At 63.2% G+C, this 22,480-nt stretch carries 22 protein-coding genes, 1 tRNA gene and 2 pseudogenes; 12 read left to right on the forward strand and 13 right to left on the reverse strand.

Going from position 1 to position 22,480, the window contains the following annotated elements:
* Positions 1 to 9 precede the first annotated feature (9 nt).
* Complete coding sequence (locus CO656_RS15770; protein WP_097526354.1) at positions 10 to 828, forward strand: DUF937 domain-containing protein; 819 nt, start codon at positions 10 to 12, stop codon at positions 826 to 828.
* A gap of 373 nt (positions 829 to 1,201) precedes the next feature.
* Here the strand turns inward: CO656_RS15770 and CO656_RS15775 are convergent, their stop codons facing one another.
* Positions 1,202 to 1,498: a DUF1127 domain-containing protein gene (locus CO656_RS15775; protein WP_097526355.1), complete on the reverse strand. Its 297-nt coding sequence runs from the start codon at positions 1,496 to 1,498 to the stop codon at positions 1,202 to 1,204.
* Positions 1,499 to 1,705: 207 nt separating this feature from the next.
* Here CO656_RS15775 and CO656_RS15780 point away from each other — a divergent pair, with 207 nt between their 5' ends.
* Positions 1,706 to 2,656 carry a LysR substrate-binding domain-containing protein gene (locus CO656_RS15780; protein WP_037413222.1) on the forward strand — a complete coding sequence of 317 codons (951 nt, stop codon included), beginning with the start codon at positions 1,706 to 1,708 and terminating at the stop codon, positions 2,654 to 2,656.
* Between the two features lie 66 nt (positions 2,657 to 2,722).
* A complete protein-coding gene (gene oxyR, locus CO656_RS15785; protein ID WP_037413220.1) occupies positions 2,723 to 3,634 on the forward strand; it encodes a hydrogen peroxide-inducible genes activator OxyR in 912 nt (303 codons plus the stop codon).
* 42 nt (positions 3,635 to 3,676) lie between these two features.
* Here the strand turns inward: oxyR and CO656_RS15790 are convergent, their stop codons facing one another.
* The 5 genes and pseudogenes from CO656_RS15790 to CO656_RS15810 form a co-directional block, all read right to left on the reverse strand.
* Positions 3,677 to 4,552, reverse strand: coding sequence for a dienelactone hydrolase family protein (locus tag CO656_RS15790; protein WP_097526356.1), 876 nt, complete (start codon positions 4,550 to 4,552; stop codon positions 3,677 to 3,679).
* Between the two features lie 121 nt (positions 4,553 to 4,673).
* Positions 4,674 to 5,697 (reverse strand): annotated as a pseudogene (locus CO656_RS15795) (zinc-dependent alcohol dehydrogenase).
* Between the two features lie 196 nt (positions 5,698 to 5,893).
* On the reverse strand, positions 5,894 to 6,310 hold the full coding sequence (locus tag CO656_RS15800; RefSeq protein WP_097526357.1) for an MAPEG family protein: 417 nt from the start codon (positions 6,308 to 6,310) through the stop codon (positions 5,894 to 5,896).
* A 78-nt stretch (positions 6,311 to 6,388) separates the two neighbouring features.
* Positions 6,389 to 7,891: an IMP dehydrogenase gene (guaB, locus tag CO656_RS15805; protein ID WP_037413216.1), complete on the reverse strand. Its 1,503-nt coding sequence runs from the start codon at positions 7,889 to 7,891 to the stop codon at positions 6,389 to 6,391.
* 190 nt (positions 7,892 to 8,081) lie between these two features.
* A pseudogene (locus tag CO656_RS15810) lies at positions 8,082 to 9,061 on the reverse strand (MBL fold metallo-hydrolase).
* 167 nt (positions 9,062 to 9,228) lie between these two features.
* On the opposite strand from CO656_RS15810, the gene CO656_RS15815 reads away from it, so the two are divergent.
* Positions 9,229 to 10,638, forward strand: coding sequence for a DHA2 family efflux MFS transporter permease subunit (locus CO656_RS15815; protein WP_097526358.1), 1,410 nt, complete (start codon positions 9,229 to 9,231; stop codon positions 10,636 to 10,638).
* An 89-nt stretch (positions 10,639 to 10,727) separates the two neighbouring features.
* On the opposite strand, the gene CO656_RS15820 is transcribed toward CO656_RS15815, so the two are convergent.
* From CO656_RS15820 to CO656_RS15830, 3 genes are read right to left on the reverse strand one after another with little or no spacing between them, the layout of a single operon-like run.
* Entirely contained in the window at positions 10,728 to 11,111 is a 384-nt protein-coding gene (locus CO656_RS15820) for a VOC family protein (RefSeq protein ID WP_097526359.1), read from the reverse strand.
* 2 nt (positions 11,112 to 11,113) lie between these two features.
* Positions 11,114 to 11,851, reverse strand: a complete 738-nt coding sequence (locus CO656_RS15825) for an RlmE family RNA methyltransferase (protein ID WP_097526360.1) — start codon at positions 11,849 to 11,851, stop codon at positions 11,114 to 11,116.
* Positions 11,848 to 13,404: a Ppx/GppA phosphatase family protein gene (locus CO656_RS15830; protein WP_179864776.1), complete on the reverse strand. Its 1,557-nt coding sequence runs from the start codon at positions 13,402 to 13,404 to the stop codon at positions 11,848 to 11,850. Before CO656_RS15830 ends, CO656_RS15825 begins: the two co-directional genes overlap by 4 nt.
* A gap of 296 nt (positions 13,405 to 13,700) precedes the next feature.
* Between CO656_RS15830 and CO656_RS15835 the strand changes: the two genes are divergently transcribed.
* From CO656_RS15835 to CO656_RS15865, 6 genes are all read left to right on the forward strand, one after another.
* Positions 13,701 to 13,774 (forward strand) — tRNA-Gln (locus CO656_RS15835).
* A gap of 593 nt (positions 13,775 to 14,367) precedes the next feature.
* Positions 14,368 to 14,565: a hypothetical protein gene (locus CO656_RS29760; RefSeq protein WP_141471723.1), complete on the forward strand. Its 198-nt coding sequence runs from the start codon at positions 14,368 to 14,370 to the stop codon at positions 14,563 to 14,565.
* Positions 14,566 to 15,236: 671 nt separating this feature from the next.
* Positions 15,237 to 15,482, forward strand: coding sequence for a hypothetical protein (locus CO656_RS15850; RefSeq protein ID WP_037413178.1), 246 nt, complete (start codon positions 15,237 to 15,239; stop codon positions 15,480 to 15,482).
* Between the two features lie 281 nt (positions 15,483 to 15,763).
* Positions 15,764 to 15,973, forward strand: coding sequence for a cold-shock protein (locus tag CO656_RS15855; protein WP_037413176.1), 210 nt, complete (start codon positions 15,764 to 15,766; stop codon positions 15,971 to 15,973).
* A gap of 174 nt (positions 15,974 to 16,147) precedes the next feature.
* A complete protein-coding gene (locus tag CO656_RS15860; protein ID WP_037413174.1) occupies positions 16,148 to 16,507 on the forward strand; it encodes a DUF6481 family protein in 360 nt (119 codons plus the stop codon).
* An 86-nt stretch (positions 16,508 to 16,593) separates the two neighbouring features.
* Positions 16,594 to 17,637, forward strand: coding sequence for a fatty acid desaturase (locus CO656_RS15865; RefSeq protein WP_097526363.1), 1,044 nt, complete (start codon positions 16,594 to 16,596; stop codon positions 17,635 to 17,637).
* 100 nt (positions 17,638 to 17,737) lie between these two features.
* Here CO656_RS15865 and CO656_RS15870 read toward each other — a convergent pair whose 3' ends face one another.
* The 4 genes from CO656_RS15870 to CO656_RS15890 all read right to left on the reverse strand — a co-directional run bounded on the left by CO656_RS15870 (position 17,738) and on the right by CO656_RS15890 (position 21,231).
* The gene (locus tag CO656_RS15870; protein WP_157213139.1) at positions 17,738 to 18,409 is read right to left on the reverse strand and encodes a hypothetical protein; all 672 of its coding nucleotides are present in this window, start codon (positions 18,407 to 18,409) and stop codon (positions 17,738 to 17,740) included.
* Positions 18,410 to 18,727: 318 nt separating this feature from the next.
* Positions 18,728 to 19,021 carry a hypothetical protein gene (locus CO656_RS15875; protein ID WP_097526364.1) on the reverse strand — a complete coding sequence of 98 codons (294 nt, stop codon included), beginning with the start codon at positions 19,019 to 19,021 and terminating at the stop codon, positions 18,728 to 18,730.
* A gap of 310 nt (positions 19,022 to 19,331) precedes the next feature.
* Positions 19,332 to 19,964, reverse strand: a complete 633-nt coding sequence (locus CO656_RS15885; protein WP_037413166.1) for a PQQ-binding-like beta-propeller repeat protein — start codon at positions 19,962 to 19,964, stop codon at positions 19,332 to 19,334.
* A gap of 49 nt (positions 19,965 to 20,013) precedes the next feature.
* Positions 20,014 to 21,231 (reverse strand): helix-turn-helix domain-containing protein, encoded by a 1,218-nt coding sequence (locus CO656_RS15890; protein ID WP_097526365.1) that lies wholly within the window; start codon positions 21,229 to 21,231, stop codon positions 20,014 to 20,016.
* A 91-nt stretch (positions 21,232 to 21,322) separates the two neighbouring features.
* Between CO656_RS15890 and CO656_RS15895 the strand changes: the two genes are divergently transcribed.
* Both CO656_RS15895 and CO656_RS15900 read left to right on the forward strand, forming a co-directional pair.
* Complete coding sequence (locus tag CO656_RS15895) at positions 21,323 to 22,120, forward strand: thioredoxin family protein (RefSeq protein WP_097526366.1); 798 nt, start codon at positions 21,323 to 21,325, stop codon at positions 22,118 to 22,120.
* A 33-nt stretch (positions 22,121 to 22,153) separates the two neighbouring features.
* Entirely contained in the window at positions 22,154 to 22,435 is a 282-nt protein-coding gene (locus CO656_RS15900; protein WP_337441793.1) for a hypothetical protein, read from the forward strand.
* The last annotated feature ends 45 nt before the right edge of the window (positions 22,436 to 22,480 follow it).

Consider the following 22,480-nt stretch of genomic DNA (forward strand, 5'->3'; position numbering starts at 1 on the left):
GGAACCGCCATGGCACCGCTTTTTGACATGTTCGCACAGGCGCAGAACGGCCAGGCGATCGAGCTGATGGCAAAGCAGTTTGGTCTGGCCCAGGAGCAGATGACCAAGGCGACGGCGGCACTGTTGCCGGCCTTCTCCACGGGCTTCAAGCGCAACACCGCCAATCCCTATGATTTCGGAGCGCTGCTGACGGCCCTTTCGACCGGCAATTATGTCAAGTATTTCGAGGACATGCGGCAGGCCTTCACGCCGGAAGGAGTGGCGGCCGGCAACGACATCCTCGGCCAGCTGTTCGGCTCGAAGGAGATGTCGAGGGCGATCGCCGCTCAGGCGGCGCAAATCACCGGCATCGGCCAGGAAGTCTACAAGCAGATGCTGCCGGTGATGGCGAGCACACTGATGGGCGGCCTTTTCAAGGAGACCACTAGCCAGGTGAACGAAGCGCTCACCAACAATCCGATGATGACGCTGATGCGGCAATGGATGGAGGCGACCGGCCTCGCCAGGAAGCCCGAGCCTCAGCCAAACCCGTTCGACAATCCCTTCACTCAGGCGATGCAAGGGTTCTTTGGCGTCGGCAAGACGCAAGAGAAGCCAAAAACACCCGATTTTTTCGCCGACAATCCCTTCTTCAAGGCCTATCAGGACATGTTGCGCGGCAGCAGCGCGGCGGCCGAAAAGCCACCCCAGGAAAACCCTGCTTTTGCTCAGTTCTCGCAGATGATGAACAGCATGTTCGACAGCGGACTTGAGATGCAGAAGGAATATCAAAAGAATATCGACGCGCTGTTCGAGAGCTATCAGAAGCGCTCAGGCGGCGAGGCATGATTTTGCCCCTCACCCTCCCCCCGTTCTGACGGGGAGAGGGGACTCTGGCGTCGCCGCGAGGCTCCTTCGCCCCGCTCGCGGGGAGAAGGTGGCCGGCAGGCCGGATGAGGGGCAAACGCCTTCCCGAACTTGCTTTTTCCCCAGAAAAAAAGCCCGGTACATGTCTTGGCATGTACCGGGCAAGCGGCAGGGTCTATTGGCTCATACCCTGCGGGGAACGCATCGATGATCAGCATCACCGTAGCTGGAATTTCGCGGCATGATACGCGCGATGGCGGCAGGCTTTCGCCGCATCATGCCGCAAATGACGCATCCTGCAGAGTTGCGCGCCTGTGCAGACGCGCGACGCGGGGCGGACGCGCCACGGGGAATGTCAATCGTGGCGGACACCCCGGTAGAAGAGGTTCGCCCGATTTCTCGACGCGCGCGTCAGGAAGCAGCCAGGACTGTCGAAGAAGGACGAGGTCATGGCCTCGTGCAGATCTTCGCGTTTCAGCCCCATGTCGAGCAGTTGCCGATCGTCGAGATCATGCAGACGCGCAATCTGGCGGCGGTCTTGGTACAGGCGCCAGACACCCGTCAGCACGCCGATGACCGTTGCCGAACGGGACGCAAGCGACGGCTTGCCAGCAGCGAGGTCGAGATCGAGGGCGTGTTGGGTCGTGCGCATGACAAAACTCCTTTTTCGGGCACGAAGAGGCCTATGCCACTGCGCGGAGGTCACGCGCTGGGGCAGGCGGGAACGATGTGGTTGATCGGCGGTGAAGTCGCCGGGAGGATCGACGTGATTTGCACGCTATGAATCGCAAATCCTTATTGATCAGTCCAACGAATGTTTCTAATGATATTCATCAAACAATTTTATGGGTAACCGGCCATGTCCGCACCGCTCGACATCGATCAGTTGCAAACCTTCGTCGCCATCGCCGACACGGGCAGCTTCACCAAGGCGGCCGATCGCGTCTTCAAGACCCAATCGGCGGTGTCGATGCAGATGCGCCGGCTAGAGGAACGCATCGGCAAGCCGCTGTTCATGAAGGACGGGCGCGGCAACCGCTTGACCGTCGAAGGCGACAGGCTCTTGAATTTTGCCCGGCGGATGATCCGCCTCAACAACGAGGCGATCGCCTCCTTCGACGACAACAGGCTTGAAGGCACGCTGAGGATCGGCACGCCCGACGACTATGCCGACCGCTACATGCCCGAAATCATCGGCCGCTTTGCGAAGACCCACCCGAATGTCGAACTCTACATAGTCTGCGAGCCCTCGGCCGATCTCGCCGAGAAGATGGCAAAGGGCGACCTCGACATCGCGCTCGTCACCCACAATCCGCGGGTTCGGCCCTCCGACGTGGTGAGAACCGAGCCGCTCTGCTGGGTGAGTTCAATCAACCATCCGCTTCCGGAAAATGCGCCGATCCCGCTTGCTGTCGGACGGCGCGACTGCGTTTGGCGCCAGGCCGCCTGTGCCGCGCTCGATGCGACCGGCCGCGAGTATCAGATCCTGTTCACAAGCTGGTCGTCGACGGTCGTCGCTGCCGCGGTGCTTGCCGGGATGGCGGTCTCGGTGCTGCCGGAGTCGGCGCTTCGTCCCGGCATGAAGGTCTTGACGCTCGCCGACGGATTCCCGGCTCTCGCGCCGGTGCAGATCGGCATCATGAAGCGGCCCGGACTTTCGCCCTCGCTGTCGAACGCCATCACCAATCACATCACCGCCTGCCTCGACAACATCACGCCGATCGCGGTCAATGACGACCTCGACAACGACATCAAGGGCTATCCGCGCTATCCGCGCCTGAGGCAGAGCCATATGCTGCCCGGCTGGTAAGCGGGCTCACGAACTGCATAATCTGCAATTGTGCTGCTAGCTGCTTTTCAATAAGCATGTCCTATCATGCTGACGCTTCGCCAGATGCGCTATTTCGATGCGCTCGCCACGGCCCGCCATTTCGGCCGCGCGGCCGAGCTCGCCCATGTCAGCCAGCCGGCCCTTTCGGCGCAGATCATGGAGATGGAAGAGCATCTCGGGGTCAAGCTCGTGGAGAGAAGCCGCGGCGGCGTGTTTCTGACCGTCAAGGGCGAGGACGTGCTGGTGCGGGTCCGGGCGATTCTGGCCGAAGTCGACCGGCTGGAGGAGAGCGCCCGGGCGAATTCGGGAACGCTCGAAGGGCGCATCCGCCTTGGCGTCATCCCGACGCTGGCGCCCTATCTGGTGCCGCAGCTCATTCCCTATCTGCGGGCGCGATATGCGGATATCGAAATCGAGCTCAAGGAGTCGCTGACCGACAGGCTGGTCGCCGACCTTGGTGACGGCCGCCTCGACGCTGTCGTCGCCGCGCTGCCGATCGATGCCGACGGCATCGCCACGCGCCCGCTGTTTTCGGACCGGTTTTTCATGGCCGTGGCGGACAACGACCGCAACGTGCTGATGTCGCCGATGACGGAGGAGCAGGTCGATATCTCGCAACTGCTGCTGCTCGAGGAAGGCCATTGCCTGCGCGACCAGGCATTGGCCGTCTGCAACACCGCCGGAAAACGGCAGTTGATGAGCTTCGGCGCCACCTCCATGGCGACGCTTCTGCAGATGGTGGCGAACGGCATGGGCATGACGCTCATTCCGGAGATTGCTATACCGAGCGAGGCGGCACGCAACGCGATCCGCATCGTACCCTTCGCCGATCCCGGCCCGGCGCGCGAGATCGGCCTTATCTGGCGCCGCAGCAATCCGCGCCGGCGCGACATGGACGCGCTGGCAGAAGCGATCGTCGACTGTGCCCGCTCGATATCCAGCGGGACCGAGGGGTAGGGAGAACGGCCAGCGATCAGCCCACCCCGGAACTCGGCGCGATCAAGCGAGCTTCGTCTTCAGGAACTCGATCGTCCGCCCCCAGGCGAGATCGGCCGCCGCCTTGTCGTAGCGGGCGGCCGAGGTGTCGTTGTTGAAGGCATGGTTGACGCCCTCATAGACATGGATCGTGGCGTCCTTGCCGTTTTCGGTCAGGGCCTTGCGGTAAGCCTCGATGCCGGCATTGATGCGCTCGTCGAGCCCCGCATAGTGGAGAAGCATGGCGGCCTTGATCTTCGCCACATCCTCGGCCTTCGGCTGGGAGCCGTAATAGGCGACGCCGGCCTTGAGGTCAGGCGAGTTCACCGCCAGGCGATTGACCATGCCGCCGCCCCAGCAGAAGCCGATCGCGCCGACATTGCCGGTGCTTTCCGCATGTCCCTTGAGGAAGGCGACGGTCGCCACCGCGTTGGAGTTGGTCTCACCGGCGTCGAGCGCGCTGATCATTTCGCGCGCCTCGTCCTCGTCGCTCGGCGTGCCGCCGTCGGGCGACAGGAAATCCGGAGCGAGCGCGACGAAGCCTTCGAGGGCGACGCGACGGGCGACATCCTTGATATGTGGGTTGAGGCCGCGATTCTCATGGATGACGATGACCGCCGGGAGTTTTCCGGATGCGCTGGCCGGCTTGACCAGATAGCCCTTCATCTCGCCATCGGCACCGGGATAGGTGATGTCCTCGCCTTTGATCCGCTCGTCCGTCGCGGCGACCACCTCGGCCTTGGCGCTGTTGGCGGCCAGCATCGGGGCGATTGCCGCGGCGGCCGCCGCCGAACCGGCAAGCGCCGTCAGCCTCTCCATGAAGCGACGGCGATCCAGGGTCAGATGGGTGTATTCGTCATAGGCATCGATCATTGCCTGGGTGATCTCAGGCTTGTTCATGACGCTCTCCTCCGGCGTTTTTCCGAAGGCTGCGCAGCGATAGCCGCGCCGCCCGCCGACAGGATAGGTCAGCGGGCGGCAGGTACACGTCAAAACTGCGTTACTTGCTGTGATCGATGCCTCAACTCAGGTCGAGAACGATGCGGCCGTCGATCTTGCCTTCTTCCATGCGCTCGAAGATGGCGTTGATGTTTTCGATCTTGTCCCAGGAGAAGAGGGCCCCGACCTTGCCCTCGCCGGCAAATTCCAAGGCTTCTCAAGATCCTGGCGGGTGCCGACGATCGAGTTGCGCACCATGATGCGCTTCAGCACCGTGTCGAAGACCGGCAGGCAGATCTGGCTCGGTGGCAGACCGACGAGGGCCATGGTGCCCTTTGAACGCAGCATCCGGTAGGCCTGCTCCATCGCCTTTGGCGAGACCGCCGTGACCAGCGCCCCGGGGACACCGCCGGTCCGCTTCTGCACCTCCTCGACAGCATCACCCGCCCGTGCATCGACGACGAGGTCGGCGCCGAGCTTTTCGGCAAGCGCGATCTTGTCCGGGAAGATGTCGGCCGCAGCGACATGCATGCCAATGGCCTTTGCATATTGCACGGCCATGTGGCCGAGGCCGCCGATGCCCGAGACGAGAACCCATTCGCCGGGTTTCACCTCCGTCTCCTTCAGGCCCTTGTAGACCGTCACACCGGCGCAAAGCACCGGTGCGGCCGGACCGAACTCCAGTTTGCCGGGCAGCCTGCCGACGAAATCCGGATCCGCCAGGCCGTACTGGGCAAAAGTACCGTCGACCGTATAGCCGCTGTTCTGCTGGCTGCCGCACAGCGTTTCCCAGCCGGTTCGGCATGGCGTGCAGCAGCCGCAGGCCGTGTGCAGCCATGGGACGCCGACGCGGTCGCCCTCCTTCAGCCGCGTGACGCCGGCGCCGACTTGGCGACGTAGCCGACACCCTCATGGCCGGGGATAAAGGGCGGATTGGGGCGAACCGGCCAATCGCCCTTGGCGGCGTGCAGGTCGGTGTGGCACACGCCCGTGGCCTCGTATTTGATCAGGGCCTGCCCCGGTCCAGGCTGCGGTATGGGCAATTCCTCGATCACAAGCGGATTGCCGAATTCGCACACCACGGCGGCTTTCATCATTCCGGCCATATCGATCTCCTCCGATGTTCAATGTTGGCATGGAAATTGTGCCAGCGCCGCATTACCCTCCGCCAAAGCAGCGCGTTGACGGATGCAAGCTTAGCGGCAGGGCCGGCCGGGGTCCCTTGACGCTCATCAAGCGCCGGACGTTTCGAGCAGGAGATTGTCTCCGAGCTGAGACAGTCGGACCGACTGACGGCGATTGTCAGTTCATCGCCATCCAGAGGGCGAGCCAGGCCCACATGGCTGCAAGCATGACAAAGCCGGCCAGGAAGAGAGGGCCGCGATGGCGGAGCCGGTTGCTGGTCACATGAACGAACGCGTGCGCGTAGCGGGATCCGACGAACACCCAGGCAAGGCCCACCGCCAGAAGATTGTCAGCTGCGGTGATGTAGAGAAGCACGCAGCAGGCATGGAAGAGCACCGGCAGTTCGAACTGGTTGGCGATGCTGTTACGCACGACCAGGCTCTCGCTCGGCTCTCCCCGGTTCTCGCGAAACTCAGATGGCTCCGCCTTGCCGGCGCGCAAAACCGCAGATCGGCGCGTCGAGAGGAGCGCATAGAGCGCGAAGACCAGCGCGACATGGGCGACCACGGGCCAGAATATCTCGAACCCCGTCATCGGTGCTCCGCTTCAAAGTCTCGAATGGAACGCTTGAGGAAAGAAAGTGGGACGCCGGACGGCGTCCCAGGGAAGATATCAAGCGGCGCCCGGATAGTTCGGGCTCTCGCGGGTGATCGTCACATCATGGGCGTGGCTCTCGCGAAGGCCGGCGCCGGAGATGCGCACGAAGGTGGCGCGCTCCTGGTAGTCCTTGATCGTCGCGCCGCCGACATAGCCCATCGACGCCTTGAGACCGCCGGCGAGCTGGTGCAGCACGCCGCCGACCGGCCCCTTGTAGGGCACCTGGCCCTCGATGCCTTCCGGCACGAGCTTCAGCGTGTCGCGGACTTCCGCCTGGAAATAGCGGTCGGCCGAACCGCGCGCCATGGCGCCGACCGAACCCATGCCGCGGTAGGCCTTGAAGGAACGGCCCTGGTAGAGGAAGACCTCGCCGGGGCTTTCCTCGGTGCCGGCGAGCAGCGAGCCGACCATGACGGCAGACGCGCCGGCGGCGATCGCCTTGGCGAGGTCGCCGGAATATTTGATGCCGCCGTCGGCGATCACCGGGATGCCCGAGGCCTGCGCCGCCTCGACGGCCGCCATGATCGCGGCGAGCTGCGGCACGCCGACGCCGGCAACGATACGGGTGGTGCAGATGGAGCCCGGACCGATGCCGACCTTGACGGCATCGGCGCCGGCGTCAATCAGAGCCTTGGTGCCGTCCGCCGTTGCAACATTACCGGCCATGATGCGGACCGAGTTCGACAGGTTCTTCACCCGGCTGACCGCGTCGAGGACGCGCTGCGAATGGCCGTGCGCGGTGTCGACGACGATCAGGTCGACACCGGCGTCAATCAGTCGCTCGGCGCGCTCGAAGCCGTCGTCGCCGACGCTGACCGCAGCGGCGGCGCGAAGCCGTCCCTGGGAGTCCTTGGAGGCGTTCGGGTTCAACTGCGACTTCTCGATGTCCTTGACCGTGATCAGGCCGACGCAGCGGCCTTCCGGATCGACGACCAGCAGCTTCTCGATCCGGTGCTTGTGCAAGAGGCGCTTGGCCTCCTGCTGATCGACGCTTTCCTTGACGGTGACGAGGTTTTCCCGCGTCATCAGTTCATAGATCTTCTGCGCCGGATCGGACGCGAAGCGGACGTCGCGGTTGGTCAGGATGCCGACGAGGCGGCCCTGCTTCTGGCCGCCGCTGCCGCCGTTCTCTACGACCGGAATGCCGGAAATGCCGTGCGCCTTCATCAGGCCCAGCGCGTCCGCCAGCGTCGCGTCCGGTCCGATCGTCACCGGATTGACGACCATGCCGCTTTCGAACTTCTTGACCTGGCGGACCTCTTCGGCCTGTTCGGCGGGCGTCAGATTGCGGTGGATGACGCCGATGCCGCCGGCCTGGGCCATGGCGATCGCGAGTCGCGCCTCGGTGACCGTGTCCATGGCGGCCGAAAGAATCGGCAGATTGAGATCGATATCCTGGGCTATGCGGGTCGCGATATTCGTCTGGCCGGGCATCACCTCGGAATGTCCCGGCTGCAGCAGGACGTCGTCGAAGGTCAAAGCCTCCAGACCGGTTGCCGTTTCGATGATGCGCGCCATGGCCAGTTCCTCTTCGAATATACGAAAATCCCCGGGGACCATCAGCGACTTGTCCACCGGGTGACTTCAAAGCTTGTCTTGGAAGTTGGCGAGGGCTCGTAACACGGATATGTCAGAATGGAAATAGTCGGGGCCCGGAAATTTCCCGGGCCCCGCATATTTGTTGTTGCAGAGCAACAAAGCGCCGGATTCAGATGTCGAACTGATAGGTTACCGGCACGAAGCGGTAGCCCTGGTCCCGCCGCTCGACGAAGCCGACCGCGGGAAAAGGCATGTGATAGCCGATGAAGGGCAGCCGATCGGTCGCGATCATATCGAACACCTTGCGCCGGGTGGCGCCGGCGGCCGTCTTGTCCATGTCGAAGCGGACTTCCCAATCGGGCCGCTGCAGCGACAGGACATAGTGGTTGGCGGTGTCCGCGGTCAGGATCAGCGCCTTGCCCTCCGATTCGAGCCTGTAGATCATGTGCCCCGGAGAGTGGCCGAAAGCGGCGATGGCGCTGATCCCCGGCACGACCTCGGCGCCGTCGGCGACGAAGGTGGTCCTTTCCGCCAGCGGCACGACCTTGGCAAGCACCGCCTTATGACCGTTTTCGGCGGGCGTGCCGACACGGGCCTGATCCTTCCAGAAGTCGAACTCCACCTGTCCGGTCACATAGCGGGCATTCGCAAAGGCCGGTTTGCCGCCTTCCACAAGACCGCCGATGTGATCGCCGTGCATATGGGTGATGACGACGACCGAGACCTGCTCCGGCGTATAGCCTGCGGCCCGGATGCCGTCGGCGAGCCTTCCGGTCCCTGCCTCCCGGCCGCCTTCGCCGAGCCCCGTATCGAACAGCACGATCTCCGATCCGGTATCGACCAGCACCGGCGAGAAGCCGTTGATGAAGCCGGAGGTCTGCAGGAAATTCTGCTCGAGTAGCGCGGATACCGCCTCCGCCGGCTGATTGATACCATAGGTTTCGTGCGGATTTTGCGAGGCGCGCGTGCCGTCGCTGATCACCGTCACCTTGAAGGTGCCGAGCTTGAAGGCCTTGAAAGCCGCGTCATCCGTCATGGCACCCTTTGCACTTTCCTGAGCATTGGCAATTCCACTCAACAGGCCCGGCGCCGCCAAGGCAGCCGCTCCCGCTCCGACAGGGTTCGGCGCTTCAAACTCTGTGTGATCATGATCGCTCCTGTGGATTGGCGCTGCCTTGCATGCCAGCAGGCAAGAAGTAGCGGCCTTGACGGAAAAGGTCAGCCGGATCACAGGCATTTGATCTGCAATCGCCGGTTTGCCTCGACAAAGCCATCGGGACCGTCTACCGGACGCCGACCCGCATCCAAGGTCTCTCATGAACCGCATCGTCCCGATGATCCTCGCCGTCGCTCTTTTCATGGAGCAGATGGATTCCACCGTCATTTCGACGTCGCTCCCGGCGATCGCGCATGACATCGGCGTCGGGCCGATCACGCTCAAGCTGGCGCTCACCTCCTATATGGTTGCGCTCGCAATCTTCATTCCCTTGAGCGGCTGGATGGCGGACCGCTTCGGCGCCAAGCGCATCTTCCGCACGGCGATGCTCGTGTTCGTCGCCGGATCGGTGTTCTGCGCCGTCGCAGACAGCTTGGTCGCCTTCGTGCTGGCGCGCTTCCTGCAGGGCATGGGTGGCGCGATGATGACGCCGGTCGCGCGGCTCGTGCTGGTGCGCGGCACGCCGCGCAGCGAGCTCGTCTCCGCCATGGCGCTGCTCACCATTCCGGCTCTCGTCGGACCCTTGGCGGGCCCACCGCTCGGCGGCTTCATCACCACCTATTTCTCCTGGCACTGGATCTTCCTGATCAATGTGCCGGTCGGCATTGCGGGCTATGTGCTTTCCGGCATCTACCTGCCGGAGATGGAGCGGCAGAACCCGCCGCCGGTCGACATTCTCGGCTTTCTGCTCGGCGGCATCGCCGCCTCGGGCATCGTCTTCGGACTTTCGGTCATCAGCCTGCCGGCCCTGCCGCCGGCGGTCGGCATCGCTTCCGTCGCGGCCGGCATTGCCGCGACCTTCCTTTACATCTTCCACGCGCGCCGCCATCCGGCACCGGTGCTCGACCTCGGGCTGTTTCGCGACAGCGCCTTCCGCGCCGCCTCGATCGGCGGCACGGTCTTCCGCATCTCCGTCGGCGCCGTTCCGTTCCTAATGCCGCTGATGCTGCAGATCGGCTTCGGCCTCAATCCGTTCCAGTCGGGGCTGATCACCTTCATCGGCGCCGTCGGCGCGATCACCACGAAATTCTTCGCCCGCCGCGTTCTCGCCTTTGCCGGCTTCCGCACAACGCTGATCATTGCCGCCATCATCGCCGCCGGCACCACCTTCGTGAACGGCTTCTTCACGCCGGCGACGCCTTACCTCGTCATGCTCACGATCCTGCTCATCGCCGGCTTTGCCCGCTCCTTCTTCTTCACCAGCGTCAACGCACTTTCCTTCGCCGACATCGACGACGCCGACGCCAGCAAGGCAACGTCGATGAGCGCCGTGCTGCAGCAGATCAGCCTTGCGCTCGGCGTGGCGGTGGCGGGCGCGATCCTGGAAATCCGAACCGCGATCGGCGGCGGACCGCTGGCGCTCGACGACTTTCACATCGCCTTCATGATCATCGCGGTCGCCAATCTGCTGGCGGCGATCCCGTTTTTGACGATGGCGAAGAATGCCGGCGCTTCCGTCTCCGGCCATCGAAAGGCGCTGCGGGAAGCCGAGGCGACGGCCGGTAAGTAGCTCTCTAATCAGACTGCTCTATGGGAACATCGCAGAGGGGGGCGGGTCCACCTCGATTGTCTTCTCAGACGGGCCGTACGTATCCTGCCCTATTCCGGCCGCTCGCAGACGGCGGCAATCTTGTTGCCATCGAGATCGCGGACCCAGGCGCCATAAAAATGCGCGTGGAACGGCCGCAGCCCCGGCGCGCCCTCGTCGGTGCCGCCGTTTGCAAGCGCCGCGGCATAAAAGGCATCGACGGCGCCTCGTGTCTCGGCCACGAGCGCGATGCTCACGCCGTTGCCATAGGTGGCAGGCTCGCGATTAAACGGGGTGACCACCCAGAAGCGGACGCGCATATCACCATCGGCGCCGTAGCCGATCTCGGTTTCGTCCCACCGCTGGCGGCGGTAGCCGAGGGTTGGGAGCACGCCGTCATAGAACGCGCCGGCGCGTTCGAGGTCGTTGGTGCCGACCGTCACGTAGAGCAACATGCCTATTCCGCCGCCTCTTCTTCGGCTTCCGTCTCCGTGCCGGCCTTCTGCCGACCCTTGAAATCCTTGGCGAGCAGGAACATCTCGACCGATTCAGCGCGCGACGAGGCCGGCTTCACATGGATGACCTGGCGGAAATTCTGCTTCAGCATGTTGAGAAGGTCGCGCTCCGTACCGCCCTGGAAGGTTTTTGCCAGGAAGTGCCCTCCCTTGGCGAGCACGTCGACCGCAAAATGCGCCGCCACTTCACAGAGATGCATGGTGCGCAGATGGTCGGTCTGGCGATGGCCGGTGGTCGGCGCCGCCATGTCGGAGATGACGAGGTCGGGCGTGCCGCCGACCGCCTCCTTGAGCTTTTCCGGCGCTTCGGGGTCGAGGAAATCCATCTGCAGGAAGCGGACCCCCGGGATCGGGTCCATCTCGAGAAAGTCGATTGCGGCGACGCGCGGATCCGCATCGGTCGAATTCGTCACCTTGGCAGCGATCTGCGACCAGCTGCCGGGTGCGGCGCCGAGATCGATGATGCGCCGGGCGCCGGCCAAAATCTTGTGCTTCTCGTCGATCTCCAAAAGCTTGAAAGCCGCCCGGGCGCGATAGCCCTCGAGCTGGGCGCGCTGCACGTAAGGGTCGTTGATGTGCCGTTCAAGCCAACGGCGCGAGGATGCCTTGAGCTTGCCCTTCTTCACCTTTTGGCCGAGCTTGCGGCCGCTGCGGTTGCCGCCGATCGGAGATTTCGTCATGCCTTGTTCCCTTCGTGGGACCTCTGCCGCTCTTCGCTCGCCAGGGCCGAGCCGCGCTGCTGGTAGCGACGCGGACGCCCGCGCCGCCAGGCCCCGTCATCGGCCATCATGTCGGTCAGCAGACCCTCTCTGAGCCCACGGTCGGCGACACGCATACGGTTCGACGGCCAGCGGCGGCGGATCGCCTCGAGGATGGCGCAGCCGGCAAGTACCAGATCGGCTCGGTCCGGACCGATGCAGGGATTGGCGGCCCGCGCGGCGAAATCCCAGGAGAGCAGCCGTGCCTGCATCGCCGAGACCTCCTCGTCGGAGAGCCAGAGACCGTCGACGCGACGCCGGTCGTAGCGCGGCAGGTCGAGATGGACGCCGGCCAGCGTTGTCACCGTGCCCGACGTGCCGATCAGGTGGAAGCCGCTGCCGGAGGCGCTTTCCAGCGCTTCGACCGAGGGGCCGTCGAACCGGTCGAGCATGCCTTCGACCTCGCGCACCATCGTCTCGAAGCTATCAGGTGTGACATGCTCGCCGCCGTGGCGTTCGGACAGGGTGACGACGCCGACGGGCAGCGAGGTCCAATGGGTGATGTGGTTGGCAAGCCGGCTCGAGCGGTTGTCGCCGATGCGGATCACCGCGATTTCCGACGAGCCGCCGCCGATGTCGAAGAGAACGACCGACTTGGTCTCGCGATCGACGAGCGAGGAGCAGCCGGAAACGGCAAGCCGCGCCTCGGTTTCGCGGTCGATGATTTCGAGATCGAGGCCGGTTTCCTCGGCAACGCGCTTGAGGAAGGCCTCGCCGTTTTCGGCGGCGCGCGCCGCCTCGGTGGCGATCAGCCGACGTCGGCGAATCGACCGGGCACTGAGCTTGCCGGCGCAGATCTTCAACGCTTCGACGGAGCGTTCCATCGCATCGTCGGAGAGCCTGCCGCTGGCGCCGAGGCCCTCGCCGAGCCGGACGATGCGGGAAAAGGCGTCGACGACGCGGAACTGCCCCGGCCGGGTCGGCTGGGCGACCAGCAGGCGGCAATTGTTGGTGCCGAGATCGAGCGCCGCATAAAGCGGCGCCGGTGGCTCGCTGGGCGCAAGATAGGGAGCGCGCACCTCGTCCTTGCGCGGCTGCTGCAGCGCGGCCGGAACATCGCGCGAGGCTTGCCGGTCGGAGGTCAGCGGCTTGCCGCTGGAAGCGAGCGGCCGCCCCTGCAGGCCACGCCTTTGACGCGCCTTCTTGCCGCGCTTCTGGCCCTTCTTGTCGGTGATCGGTGGCTCGTGGGTGGCGGCGCCGGAAACGCCGGCGGCAGCCTGACTCTGCGGCCTTGCGGCCTTCGAACGGCGGCGCCGCTTGCGCTTGCGCGCCGGCTCCGCTTCGTTCAGTGCTGCGGGACGCCCTGCCTCTCCGGAAAGCCCGGATGGGCTGGCAATTGCAGACGGCGAACCGGACGGCTTGCGCCGCCTCCGTTTCCCCTTGCCGCCGCGCGGCACAAGCTTATGCGCCTCGCCACGACCTGCTGCCGACGCCCCGGATTCAGACGGCGTTGCGCCGTGTTCGGGGTCTTTCACTTGTCTCAACCATCGCGCCGCGCGAAGCCTTCCGGCCGCTCAAGGCGCTCTCTCGATTTTGCGTTGGCGCGACTGTACCAGCGCCGCCCTTTTTCGCCAAACTTTTTTTAAGGCTCGAATTCGCCCCAATTCTCCGCCGCCTTGCGGGCGAAGGCCGACGCTCCGGATCGTCGTGACCGACGGATCGCGCCTTCACCACAGGCCGGCCGCATTTTTTTGCCAAAAGGTATTTGCATCGGCGGTTCTTTTGTTTATAAGCCCGCCACACCGACGCGGGCGACCACGCCTGCAGGTCTTGGGGAATAGGTTAACGGTAGACCAGCGGACTCTGACTCCGTTAGTCCTGGTTCGAATCCAGGTTCCCCAGCCAATTCTTGCCTGTCCGCCACAAACCCCTTTTAGGGAACATTCTCTCAGTCGTGGTGTTATTCCTCTTTAGGGACGGCGACATGAAGAAGCCCCACAGGGACGTGGCGACGCATATCCGGCAGGTGATGGCAACCGACTCCAACGTCGCTTTTCTCCGATCACTTCCCGTGTTCACAGTCATCCCCAAAAACTCCCAAAGAATATAAGAGTTCTCCTTGAGCGGTTGCATGATGTGGAGAAAGCAGGGAAATGACCGTCCCTCACGTAGACGGCTTCGGTGGCCCCGTTGACACGGATGCTGGCCAGGGTCGGTATCACGCCGCGACGGTAAGCTGCCAGCAGTCCCGATCTGCGACGTTCAGATCAGGCACACTACAGTCTCTGCATGAAGGCCCTAAGGGCAAGTGTCGCCTGTTACCGGAGAACTAGGCGATCCGTTGCGTCATCACGAGAACATCGTTCGACAAGTAGCAAAACGGCCGGCGCCCTTGCGCTTGGCTGCTAAAGGGCGCATGTTCTCAACGTCAGCAGCCATTGTCAGGGCGCTGCTGCTTCGGGGCCTTGGTGTCCTGGCCCCAAAGAAAGGAGGACAGCATGTCTTCCGACCTCCACCTTCACATCGTCGCTCGTAATCTCGTCAGCGTCAGCGAATTTGGTTACGGCGAAAACGTTCGGCTTCAGCATAATGGTAAAGGCGAGCCAGCGGCAGCACCGCGCATCAAACGGTTCAACTTGGCAGCGCGAGCCGCCAGGCTTTCCTGCTTTCGTGGCGCAAAGCTTCGTCCTTGCTGAGTAAGAGTGCGCTGACGCCGCAGCGCAACCGATCATAAACCGAAAATTCAGGAGCATCAGATGGCCAAGGGCCAAGCTAGAAGCAATCGCGAAAAGCGAAAGCCGAAAAAAGACAAGACCGTGGCTCCGGGCGCGGGCCTACAGGGCACGACCGCAAAGTTTGCGAACAGCGGGTTAGGTCTCGGAAAGAAGCAGAAGTGACTCTCACGGAAGTAGAGGCGCCGGGCCTATAGCTTCTGCCGCGTCGGTGAGGCCAAGGACGTTGCGCTTTTCGGCGGGCAGCAGTAGCCGTCTTGAATTGGACAGTACGCGTCACCACCTAAACACTGCGTTTCAGCTTTCGGCTACGTGATCCCCGGTTCGTCCGGGTGCTTGGCGACTCCCGATTTGCAACGTTTCGAACTCCGCCCATGGCAGGAGATAATCGCGCTACAAGTTATCCCGGCGCGCATCCAGTCTTAGGATACCCCTTATGAAAGACACGACCCGCCACGTGGCGGAAAGCCTATTTTCGCGCGCAATGCCCGAAGGCTCAAATGCTGCCAAGTTGCAGGAGATACGCGCCAGACAAGTCCGCAGGATGCGGGAACTCAGGCCAGTTGAAAGGCAGAGGCGCCTTGAAAAGCGTATGAGGACAGCCGACGCTTTGTTCGCCCCCAAGGAGCGGCTCCATGGCGACGTTTGATTACAGTGCCGGCGCAGGACTTTATCCATGTAAGACCGTGAGAAGAACGAGCCGCCTTCGATACAAGAGGTTTGAATCGGCCGCGGAAGCAATTCGCTTTGCGATCGAGGATATGCCGGTCGCGATGCTTCGCGGCTCCGTCCTGGAGGTCGACGAAGCCCGCTACGATGGTCAACAGATGCGGAGGCTTTACGAAGCCGATGCATACCCTCTGCCGCGGCGGGGCATGTGAAGTCACGATCTTCACGCACTTCCCGGCGTTCCCCTTTGCGTGGCAAGGCGGCAGGGTGACTCATCCCCCGATTTCTAGCAAAGGTAGTATATCTGCGAAACTCAAAACAAGAAGTTGACGCGCCGGTCAAAAAGCTGTACTGGACACCATCGATACTTTGTTTGCCGATATTTGTTTTTGCTGCGCCTCGCGCTTCTTAACGAACTTCTCCTTTCAAAAGTCGAAAAATGCCCGCTGTGCGTCGCCCAGCGGTGATCAATATTGCTAAGAAAGGGTTCGTTATGACCACTGGCACAGTTAAATGGTTCAATTCCACCAAAGGCTTCGGCTTCATCCAGCCTGACGACGGCAGCGCCGACGTGTTCGTTCACATTTCGGCCGTCGAGCGGTCAGGGATGAACTCGATCGTCGAAGGCCAGAAGCTCGGCTTCGAGCTCGAGCGCGACAACAAGTCGGGCAAAATGTCCGCAGGCCAGCTCCGCGCTGCCTAAAGCTTTTAGCCGCCGATGACCACGGATGTACTGGCATGGCGGCAAGAAGTTCGAAAAGGCCAGGCGGATGTCTGGCCTTTTTCTGTTCTGAGGCTCTATTTGCCGGCACGACATCCGCCTTTTCTTTCCGAGTGCGTGACCGGCTCGTCACCAGCGAGAATTAAGGATTTTCCATTGAGACACCCGAACGACAATGGCTTTGCCGAGCGCCGTACTGCTGCGGCCGAAGCCAAGCGTCAGCTTCTGGCAAAATTCGCCGCCGCCCCCAAGGCAACCGACCCGGAGATGCAGGAGCGGCTTGCCGCCCGCGAAACAGTGGCGGTTGCACGCGAGGCTCGTCGCGCCGAACGCGAAGCGCTGAAGCGGGCGGAAGCCGCAGCAGCGATGGCGGCGGCCGAAGCCATGGAGCGGAAAGAAACCGAAGCGCGGCAGGCTGAAATTGCCGATCACGCTTCACGTGCCGTGGCGGCCGAGGCTGCCCGCAAAGCCGAGCGCGATCGCCGCTATGCGGCACGCAAGGCTCGTCAGGCCTGACACCTTCAGCCATTGCAACTGAAGCTCAGGCGCAAGGCCACAGCCTGGCAGATGATTTACGAGTCGAGGAACACGGACCAGTTTTGATGAATGCACATGTCTGCCCGCCGGCTTCTGTTGCCGAAAATGATGCCGCAGCTTGGTTGAAGACGCTTGCGAAATACCGTCAGCCCCGCATTGGACGCAGCGCCTTCGAGCTTCTTGTCACCATCGTCCCGCTCGCCGGCTTCTGGGCCGTCGCCTATTTTTCCCTCGCCAGCGGGTTCTGGTTCGGGCTCATCGCAATCATTCCGGCCGCAGCCTTCCTTCTGCGGCTTTTCATGATCCAGCACGATTGCGGCCACGGCTCGTTCTTCGCTCGCCGCGGCCTCGACGATTGGACAGGGCGTGCCATCGGCGTGCTTACGCTGACCCCATATGATTACTGGCGCAGGGCGCACGCCGCTCATCACGCCTCGGCCGGCAATCTGGACGAGCGGGGTGTCGGCGATATCACCACGCTCACGATCTCAGAGTACCGTTCACTTTCTCCCATGAAGCGCTTGGGCTACCGCCTTTATCGGCATCCGCTGGTAATGTTCGGCATCGGCCCCGCGTGGCTCTTTCTCCTCAAGCAGCGCTTGCCGTTCGGGATGATGAGGGGCGGTGCGCTGCCCTGGATCTCGACGATGGCGACGAACGTTGCGATCGTGACAGGCGCCGCCTTGATGGCTTGGGCGATCGGATTCCTGCCCTTCCTGTTGATCCACCTGCCGATCGTGCTCCTGTCGGGCACGGCCGGCATCTGGCTCTTCTACGTGCAGCATCAGTTTGAAGAGACGCACTGGTCGGCCGGCGAGGATTGGCGTTTTCCCCGGGCGGCCCTACACGGTGCGTCCCACTATGACCTGCCGCTGGTACTGCGATGGCTGTCCGGCAATATCGGCATTCATCACGTGCATCACCTATCGAGCAGGATCCCATACTACAGATTGCCGGAGGTTCTGCGTGACCACCCACAACTCGCGCGTATCGGCCGCATCACGCTTTGGGAAAGCTTTCGGTGTGTTAGGCTTGTCCTTTGGGACGATAGAAACCAAAAACTCGTTTCATTCCGTGACGCCGCCGATGCCGCCGTTCACGCACCATAACCACCCTTATTTGCTAGCGCCGAAACACCATAGCGCTTTCCAAATGAGCGCGCCGCGGTGCGGAATACACTCGGCTGAAGCCGCCTTTGTTCGGAGCTCGCTATTCCATGCTGCAGACGCCGCTGCGGAGCTGATACGGTCGGTTGCACTCCCAGGCGTTACCGGAAGAATCGAGATGCGCATTCTCAGGAAGCTTGACCTCTGAACACGTGGTTCCTTTCGATTCAAACCCGCGATCACACTTCCATTTCTGACCATAGGTCGTATCGACGAAGAATGCGTTTTTCGGAACTTGGACGGCAACGCAGGTTTCGCCCTTCTGTTCGAAACCACGATCGCAAATCCACTCGTTCCCGCTGGTCGTCAGATAAGCGTGCTCAGGCACGATCAACGCTACGCATTTGCGCCCGACATTCTGGTAACCGCGCTCGCATTCCCACCCCTGATTAAGGGCAGTGTCCGACAAAAACGCATTATCCGGCACCTCGATAAGCTCACATCCAGTGTCGTCGCGGCGATGCCCCCGCATGCATTTCCAGCGATCGCCATAGTAGGGGTCAAGATAGGCATTTGCAGGCACCCGGACGGCAAGGCACCGGTTGCCCTCTTCAGCGAATCCGTAGTGGCATTCCCAGCCCTTGCCATAGGATTTATTCGTTAGGAACGCGTGGTCGGGAGCCATCACTACAACGCAGGAATTGCCCTGTTTTCTGAACCCGCGATTGCACTCCCAGCCGGATCCGTAACGGCTTGCCTCGGCATTGGCGGGCACCCGCGGTGTCGCTTGGCCAAATGCGCTCGAGCTGAATAACAGAGTTGCTGATAGAAGGACGCTCATCCGGAGGGCAGATGTTGAGCAGTACGGTTGGGGCATGACTTATCTCCGAAGGAGCCGGTGGGCCGTTATCTCGAGGTAGGTCCTGAACTGTCGGTGCCGATCGATGCCGGGGTCACCCGAAGGCGGTTGGCCACCGAGATCGAAATTCGGCTTGATCGATTTTCCAGATCTCCTCCCCGGGCATCTACAAGCGTCTTCCGGAGGGGCCGCAAAATGACGAGCGCGAGGAACCTCGCTCATCTCATGAGTCGCTCATCTCGTGAGGCGTTGCAGCTCGACCGGTAGACCTTGGATGGCGTAGCGGCCCAACTGCGATCCAGGCGGTTGCCTGTGCTTGCCGGCCTTGCCCAATTGATACTCGAGCTTCGCCGCTAGGCCCGACCGGGATTCAACACCCGCAAGCAACAGCTTAGTGACCAGCAATGTGGCAGTCTCAAAAAACCTCGGATCATCGACAAGAACATCCGCGCGATAGCCAGCTTCGTCTAAGACTGACCGGATCATTTCCCTATCGGAGGGCGATATATGGCGTATGGTGGAAGACATGGCGCCCTCCTTGATTGGGGCCAGGGTATCTAGCCCTCAAGCAATAGCGCCCGTGACATTTGCTACTGAAGGTTGGACCCTGCGCCTTTATTTCGAGAATAGCAACTGCCCTCAGGTTTCATTCAGTCAGCCTCGAAGCGATGCCATGATGACCATGAAGAAAATCGACGTCGCCGCGATCGAGGCCGCGTGAGGCGGTTGACGCTCACGCGGACTTCCGGTCCAATATGCCGCCAGGGCAGGCCGCTCCCCCCATTGTGGCACTTCGGCGGAGCGCCAATATCGAGCTGTCGGTAATCCGCGGCGGGCCTCACCGCGGCCGCCGCACCGCCCTCACCTTCCCGCTCTTTCCGCCACCGCAGAAGAACCGATCGCCGCCATCGGATTCCAGACCCGAGACGCCCATTCCGGCGGGCATGTCGAGGGCTTCCAACACCTTGCCCGTCTCAGGATCGACCCGCCTCACTTCGCTCTCGTCGCCCTCCCAGGTGCCGTGCCAAAGCTCGCCGTCGATCCAGGTGACGCCGGTGACGATGCGGTTGGATTCGATGGTGCGAAGGACCGCGCCGGTTTCGGGATCGATCTGATGGATCTTCCGGCCGCGGTGCTGTCCGACCCAGAGCGTTCCCTCCGCCCAGGCGAGCCCCGAATCGCCGCCGTTGCCTGGCGCCGGGATCGTCGAAAGCACGCGGCCGGTCCTGGGATCGATCTTCTGGATGCGGTCCTCGGCGATCTGATAGAGGTGCCGGCCGTCGAAGGCCGTGCCGGCGTGGGCAGCGACGTCGATCGCGCGCACCGTATCGCCGCTTGCCGGATCGAAGGCATTGAGCTTGTCACCGGACGCGAACCAGACATGCTCGCCGTCGAAGGTGACGCCATGCACGTTGTCGGCGCCCTCAAAGGGTCCGTATTCGCGGAGAATTTCGGCCTGAGCGTGTTTCATCTGTTCATCCCATTCGATCGGTTGCAGCGGTTATCTTGATGCGCTGATCCTAGTCACCCGGCAGCGGGCCGGGGAGTAACAAGACTGTCGGGAATGCCGGCACCGGCGGGCTCATCCAGCGGCGCGCCCGGCCGCGGCCGAAGCACTGCACCTTGCCGGCGGCCACAAGCACTTCCAGGGCGCGCTGCACCGTGCGCGGGCTGCTACCAAGGGCGATCGCCAGCGCCGAGCTCGACCACGCCTCGCCGTCGAAAAGAAGGGCGAGCAACGCCGCGTGCCGCCCTTCGACGGGCGGCGCCAGCACCACGACCTCGCCTGTCCGCGGCGCCAGGGCAAAGCCGCGCTTCGTCGCCACCACCTCCGCCAACGTCCCAAGCTCCGCCCGAAGCCGGCCGATCTCGACGCGCAACCGGGCGCGATGCGATTCATCGGCATGCTTGGCCCGGAAGGCACGTGCAACGAGCACGCCTCTCGGCACATCGCCGGGCCAGGCTTCGCCGAGCGCGCGCGCCAGCGTGAAGAGGACCGGCCGCGTCGCGAGCGACACCGTCGCGCTTCCGCCCCGCACGACATGGCGACAGGCGTCCACCACAAGCACTTCCGAGGCCAGCAATGTTTCGACTTCCTCGAGCAGCAAGGGGTGCGCCGCATCCCGGGCGATCAGCCGTGCCGCCGGAGAACCAAGGACGAGGGATGCGCTCTCGACCTCCGCCGCCAGTGCGGGGATATCGGCTTCATGCGCAGCGTGCTCGGCGCGCGCAAGTGCTGCCCGGGCTGCTTTCGTCCTGAGGCGCCGGATTGCGATCCCGGCCACGACCAGCTCATAGGCGGCGCGCGCGGCGGGCGGAAGCGGTGCGGGGTCGATCTCACCGAGCGCGCGCTCGGCCTCGTCGAGCCGGCCGACCAGGAGCAGGCGCCGCACCTTGAGATTGCTCGCATGCGCGGCATTTACCCAGTCTCTATGCTTTTCGAGCGTCGCCCGCGCCGTGTCGAGCGCCTTTTCGGGCCAGGAGAGATCGCGCGAGACGAGGGCGATTTCGGCCTCGGCGACGACGCATCTGGCGCGGGCCACGGCCTCCCTTGGACCGAAGGCACGCCCGGCATTCTTGAGGAGGCTCTTTGCCCGGGCGAGGTCGCCGAGCTGCGCCATCGCGATACCCCTCAGCGCCAGCGCGGGCGGGTCGTCGCGCAGCGCCACCCGCTTCAAGGCGCCGAGCGGATCTCCCGTGGCAAGCGCGCGCGCCGCAGCGGTAATCAGCGAATCCATCGAAATCCCGTCACACTTGTAACTCCCGCCGCCTGGACATCCGCAGCTAGTCTAGCCGTAGACCCAACAAGCCGAAAGAAGGAGACGAGCGATGACGGAACACAGGACCGGGAGCCGCGAAGAATGGTTGGCGGCACGGCTGGAACTGCTGAAGGCCGAGAAGGAGCTGACCCGCCGGAGCGACGAGCTGGCGCGGCAGCGCCAAGCCTTGCCCTGGGTCAAGATTGACAAGGATTACAGCTTCGAGACCGACGCAGGCAGCGCCTCGCTCAAGGACCTCTTCCGGGGCCGCTCACAGTTGCTCGTCTACCACTTCATGTTTGGGCCGGACTACACCGCCGGGTGCCCCTCCTGCTCCGCAATCGCCGACGGATTCGACGGCATCGTCGTCCATCTCGAGAACCACGACATCGCCTTTTCGGCGATATCTCGCGCGCCACTCGCCAAACTGGAGGCCTACAAGCGACGGATGGGCTGGAGCTTTCCCTGGGCATCCTCGAACGATGGCGACTTCAATCGCGATTTTAGCGTCTGGTTCACAGCAGACGAACAGCGCGAAGGCCGCATCGAATACAACTTCCGCCGCGAGCCGCCCGCACCCGAGCCGCTCGCAGGAAAGACCGTACAGGAATGGCAGTTGCGTGGCAGCGAGGGGCCGGTCGCGCAGATCGCCGCCATGACCGGAACGGACGTCGCCACCTATACGCGCGACAGGCCGGGCCTCAGTGCCTTCGTGCTCGACGACGGCGACGTCTACCATAGCTATTCCAGCTATGCGCGCGGACTGGACAGCATATGGGGCATGTATCAGTGGCTCGACCGTGCCCCTCTGGGGCGCAACGAGACCGGTGTCTGGTGGCGCCGAAACGACGAGTACGGCCGGGGCTGACCTCCAATGTTGCGCCACTCCAGCAGTTTGAACTTGTCGCCGGCCTCCGATTGCGGCTCTGGCGGCGACCCGGGCGGCAACACCACCGCCCTCGGCACGGCCGACGTTCTGTCCTTGGCGGCGGCGCCGACCTTCGCCGTCATGGCGCTTCTTGCCGGCGTTCTCGGCACTCCGCCGGACATGCTCTGCTCGTCCGCCGGCGATGCGCCAGCCGTAACCGGCATGATCCCGATGTACGCGCTGATGAGCGCCTTCCATTCGGCGCCCTGGCTTAGACTGATCTCCGGCCGGAGAAGACCAGCCCGCCGGACGTGATGCGCCGACCTTCTCGACCGCGACTGCCAGCGGTTCACGAAGACA

Source organism: Sinorhizobium sp. FG01 (assembly GCF_002531875.1).
In the GTDB taxonomy this organism is placed as follows: domain Bacteria; phylum Pseudomonadota; class Alphaproteobacteria; order Rhizobiales; family Rhizobiaceae; genus Sinorhizobium; species Sinorhizobium fredii_C.

What these genes read in the sequence shown, in the direction of transcription:
- CO656_RS15775 (WP_097526355.1), bottom strand. Translation starts at nt 1,498, where the DNA reads ATGCGCACGACCCAACACGCCCTCGATCTCGACCTCGCTGCTGGCAAG.
- CO656_RS29760 (WP_141471723.1), top strand. Translation starts at nt 14,368, where the DNA reads ATGTCTTCCGACCTCCACCTTCACATCGTCGCTCGTAATCTCGTCAGC.
- CO656_RS15825 (WP_097526360.1), bottom strand. Translation starts at nt 11,851, where the DNA reads ATGACGAAATCTCCGATCGGCGGCAACCGCAGCGGCCGCAAGCTCGGC.
- CO656_RS15780 (WP_037413222.1), top strand. Translation starts at nt 1,706, where the DNA reads ATGTCCGCACCGCTCGACATCGATCAGTTGCAAACCTTCGTCGCCATC.
- CO656_RS15865 (WP_097526363.1), top strand. Translation starts at nt 16,594, where the DNA reads ATGAATGCACATGTCTGCCCGCCGGCTTCTGTTGCCGAAAATGATGCC.
- CO656_RS15815 (WP_097526358.1), top strand. Translation starts at nt 9,229, where the DNA reads ATGAACCGCATCGTCCCGATGATCCTCGCCGTCGCTCTTTTCATGGAG.
- guaB (WP_037413216.1), bottom strand. Translation starts at nt 7,891, where the DNA reads ATGGCGCGCATCATCGAAACGGCAACCGGTCTGGAGGCTTTGACCTTC.
- CO656_RS15885 (WP_037413166.1), bottom strand. Translation starts at nt 19,964, where the DNA reads ATGAAACACGCTCAGGCCGAAATTCTCCGCGAATACGGACCCTTTGAG.
- CO656_RS15850 (WP_037413178.1), top strand. Translation starts at nt 15,237, where the DNA reads ATGGCGACGTTTGATTACAGTGCCGGCGCAGGACTTTATCCATGTAAG.
- CO656_RS15895 (WP_097526366.1), top strand. Translation starts at nt 21,323, where the DNA reads ATGACGGAACACAGGACCGGGAGCCGCGAAGAATGGTTGGCGGCACGG.
- CO656_RS15790 (WP_097526356.1), bottom strand. Translation starts at nt 4,552, where the DNA reads ATGAACAAGCCTGAGATCACCCAGGCAATGATCGATGCCTATGACGAA.
- CO656_RS15820 (WP_097526359.1), bottom strand. Translation starts at nt 11,111, where the DNA reads ATGTTGCTCTACGTGACGGTCGGCACCAACGACCTCGAACGCGCCGGC.
- CO656_RS15800 (WP_097526357.1), bottom strand. Translation starts at nt 6,310, where the DNA reads ATGACGGGGTTCGAGATATTCTGGCCCGTGGTCGCCCATGTCGCGCTG.
- CO656_RS15770 (WP_097526354.1), top strand. Translation starts at nt 10, where the DNA reads ATGGCACCGCTTTTTGACATGTTCGCACAGGCGCAGAACGGCCAGGCG.
- CO656_RS15875 (WP_097526364.1), bottom strand. Translation starts at nt 19,021, where the DNA reads ATGTCTTCCACCATACGCCATATATCGCCCTCCGATAGGGAAATGATC.
- oxyR (WP_037413220.1), top strand. Translation starts at nt 2,723, where the DNA reads ATGCTGACGCTTCGCCAGATGCGCTATTTCGATGCGCTCGCCACGGCC.
- CO656_RS15890 (WP_097526365.1), bottom strand. Translation starts at nt 21,231, where the DNA reads ATGGATTCGCTGATTACCGCTGCGGCGCGCGCGCTTGCCACGGGAGAT.
- CO656_RS15855 (WP_037413176.1), top strand. Translation starts at nt 15,764, where the DNA reads ATGACCACTGGCACAGTTAAATGGTTCAATTCCACCAAAGGCTTCGGC.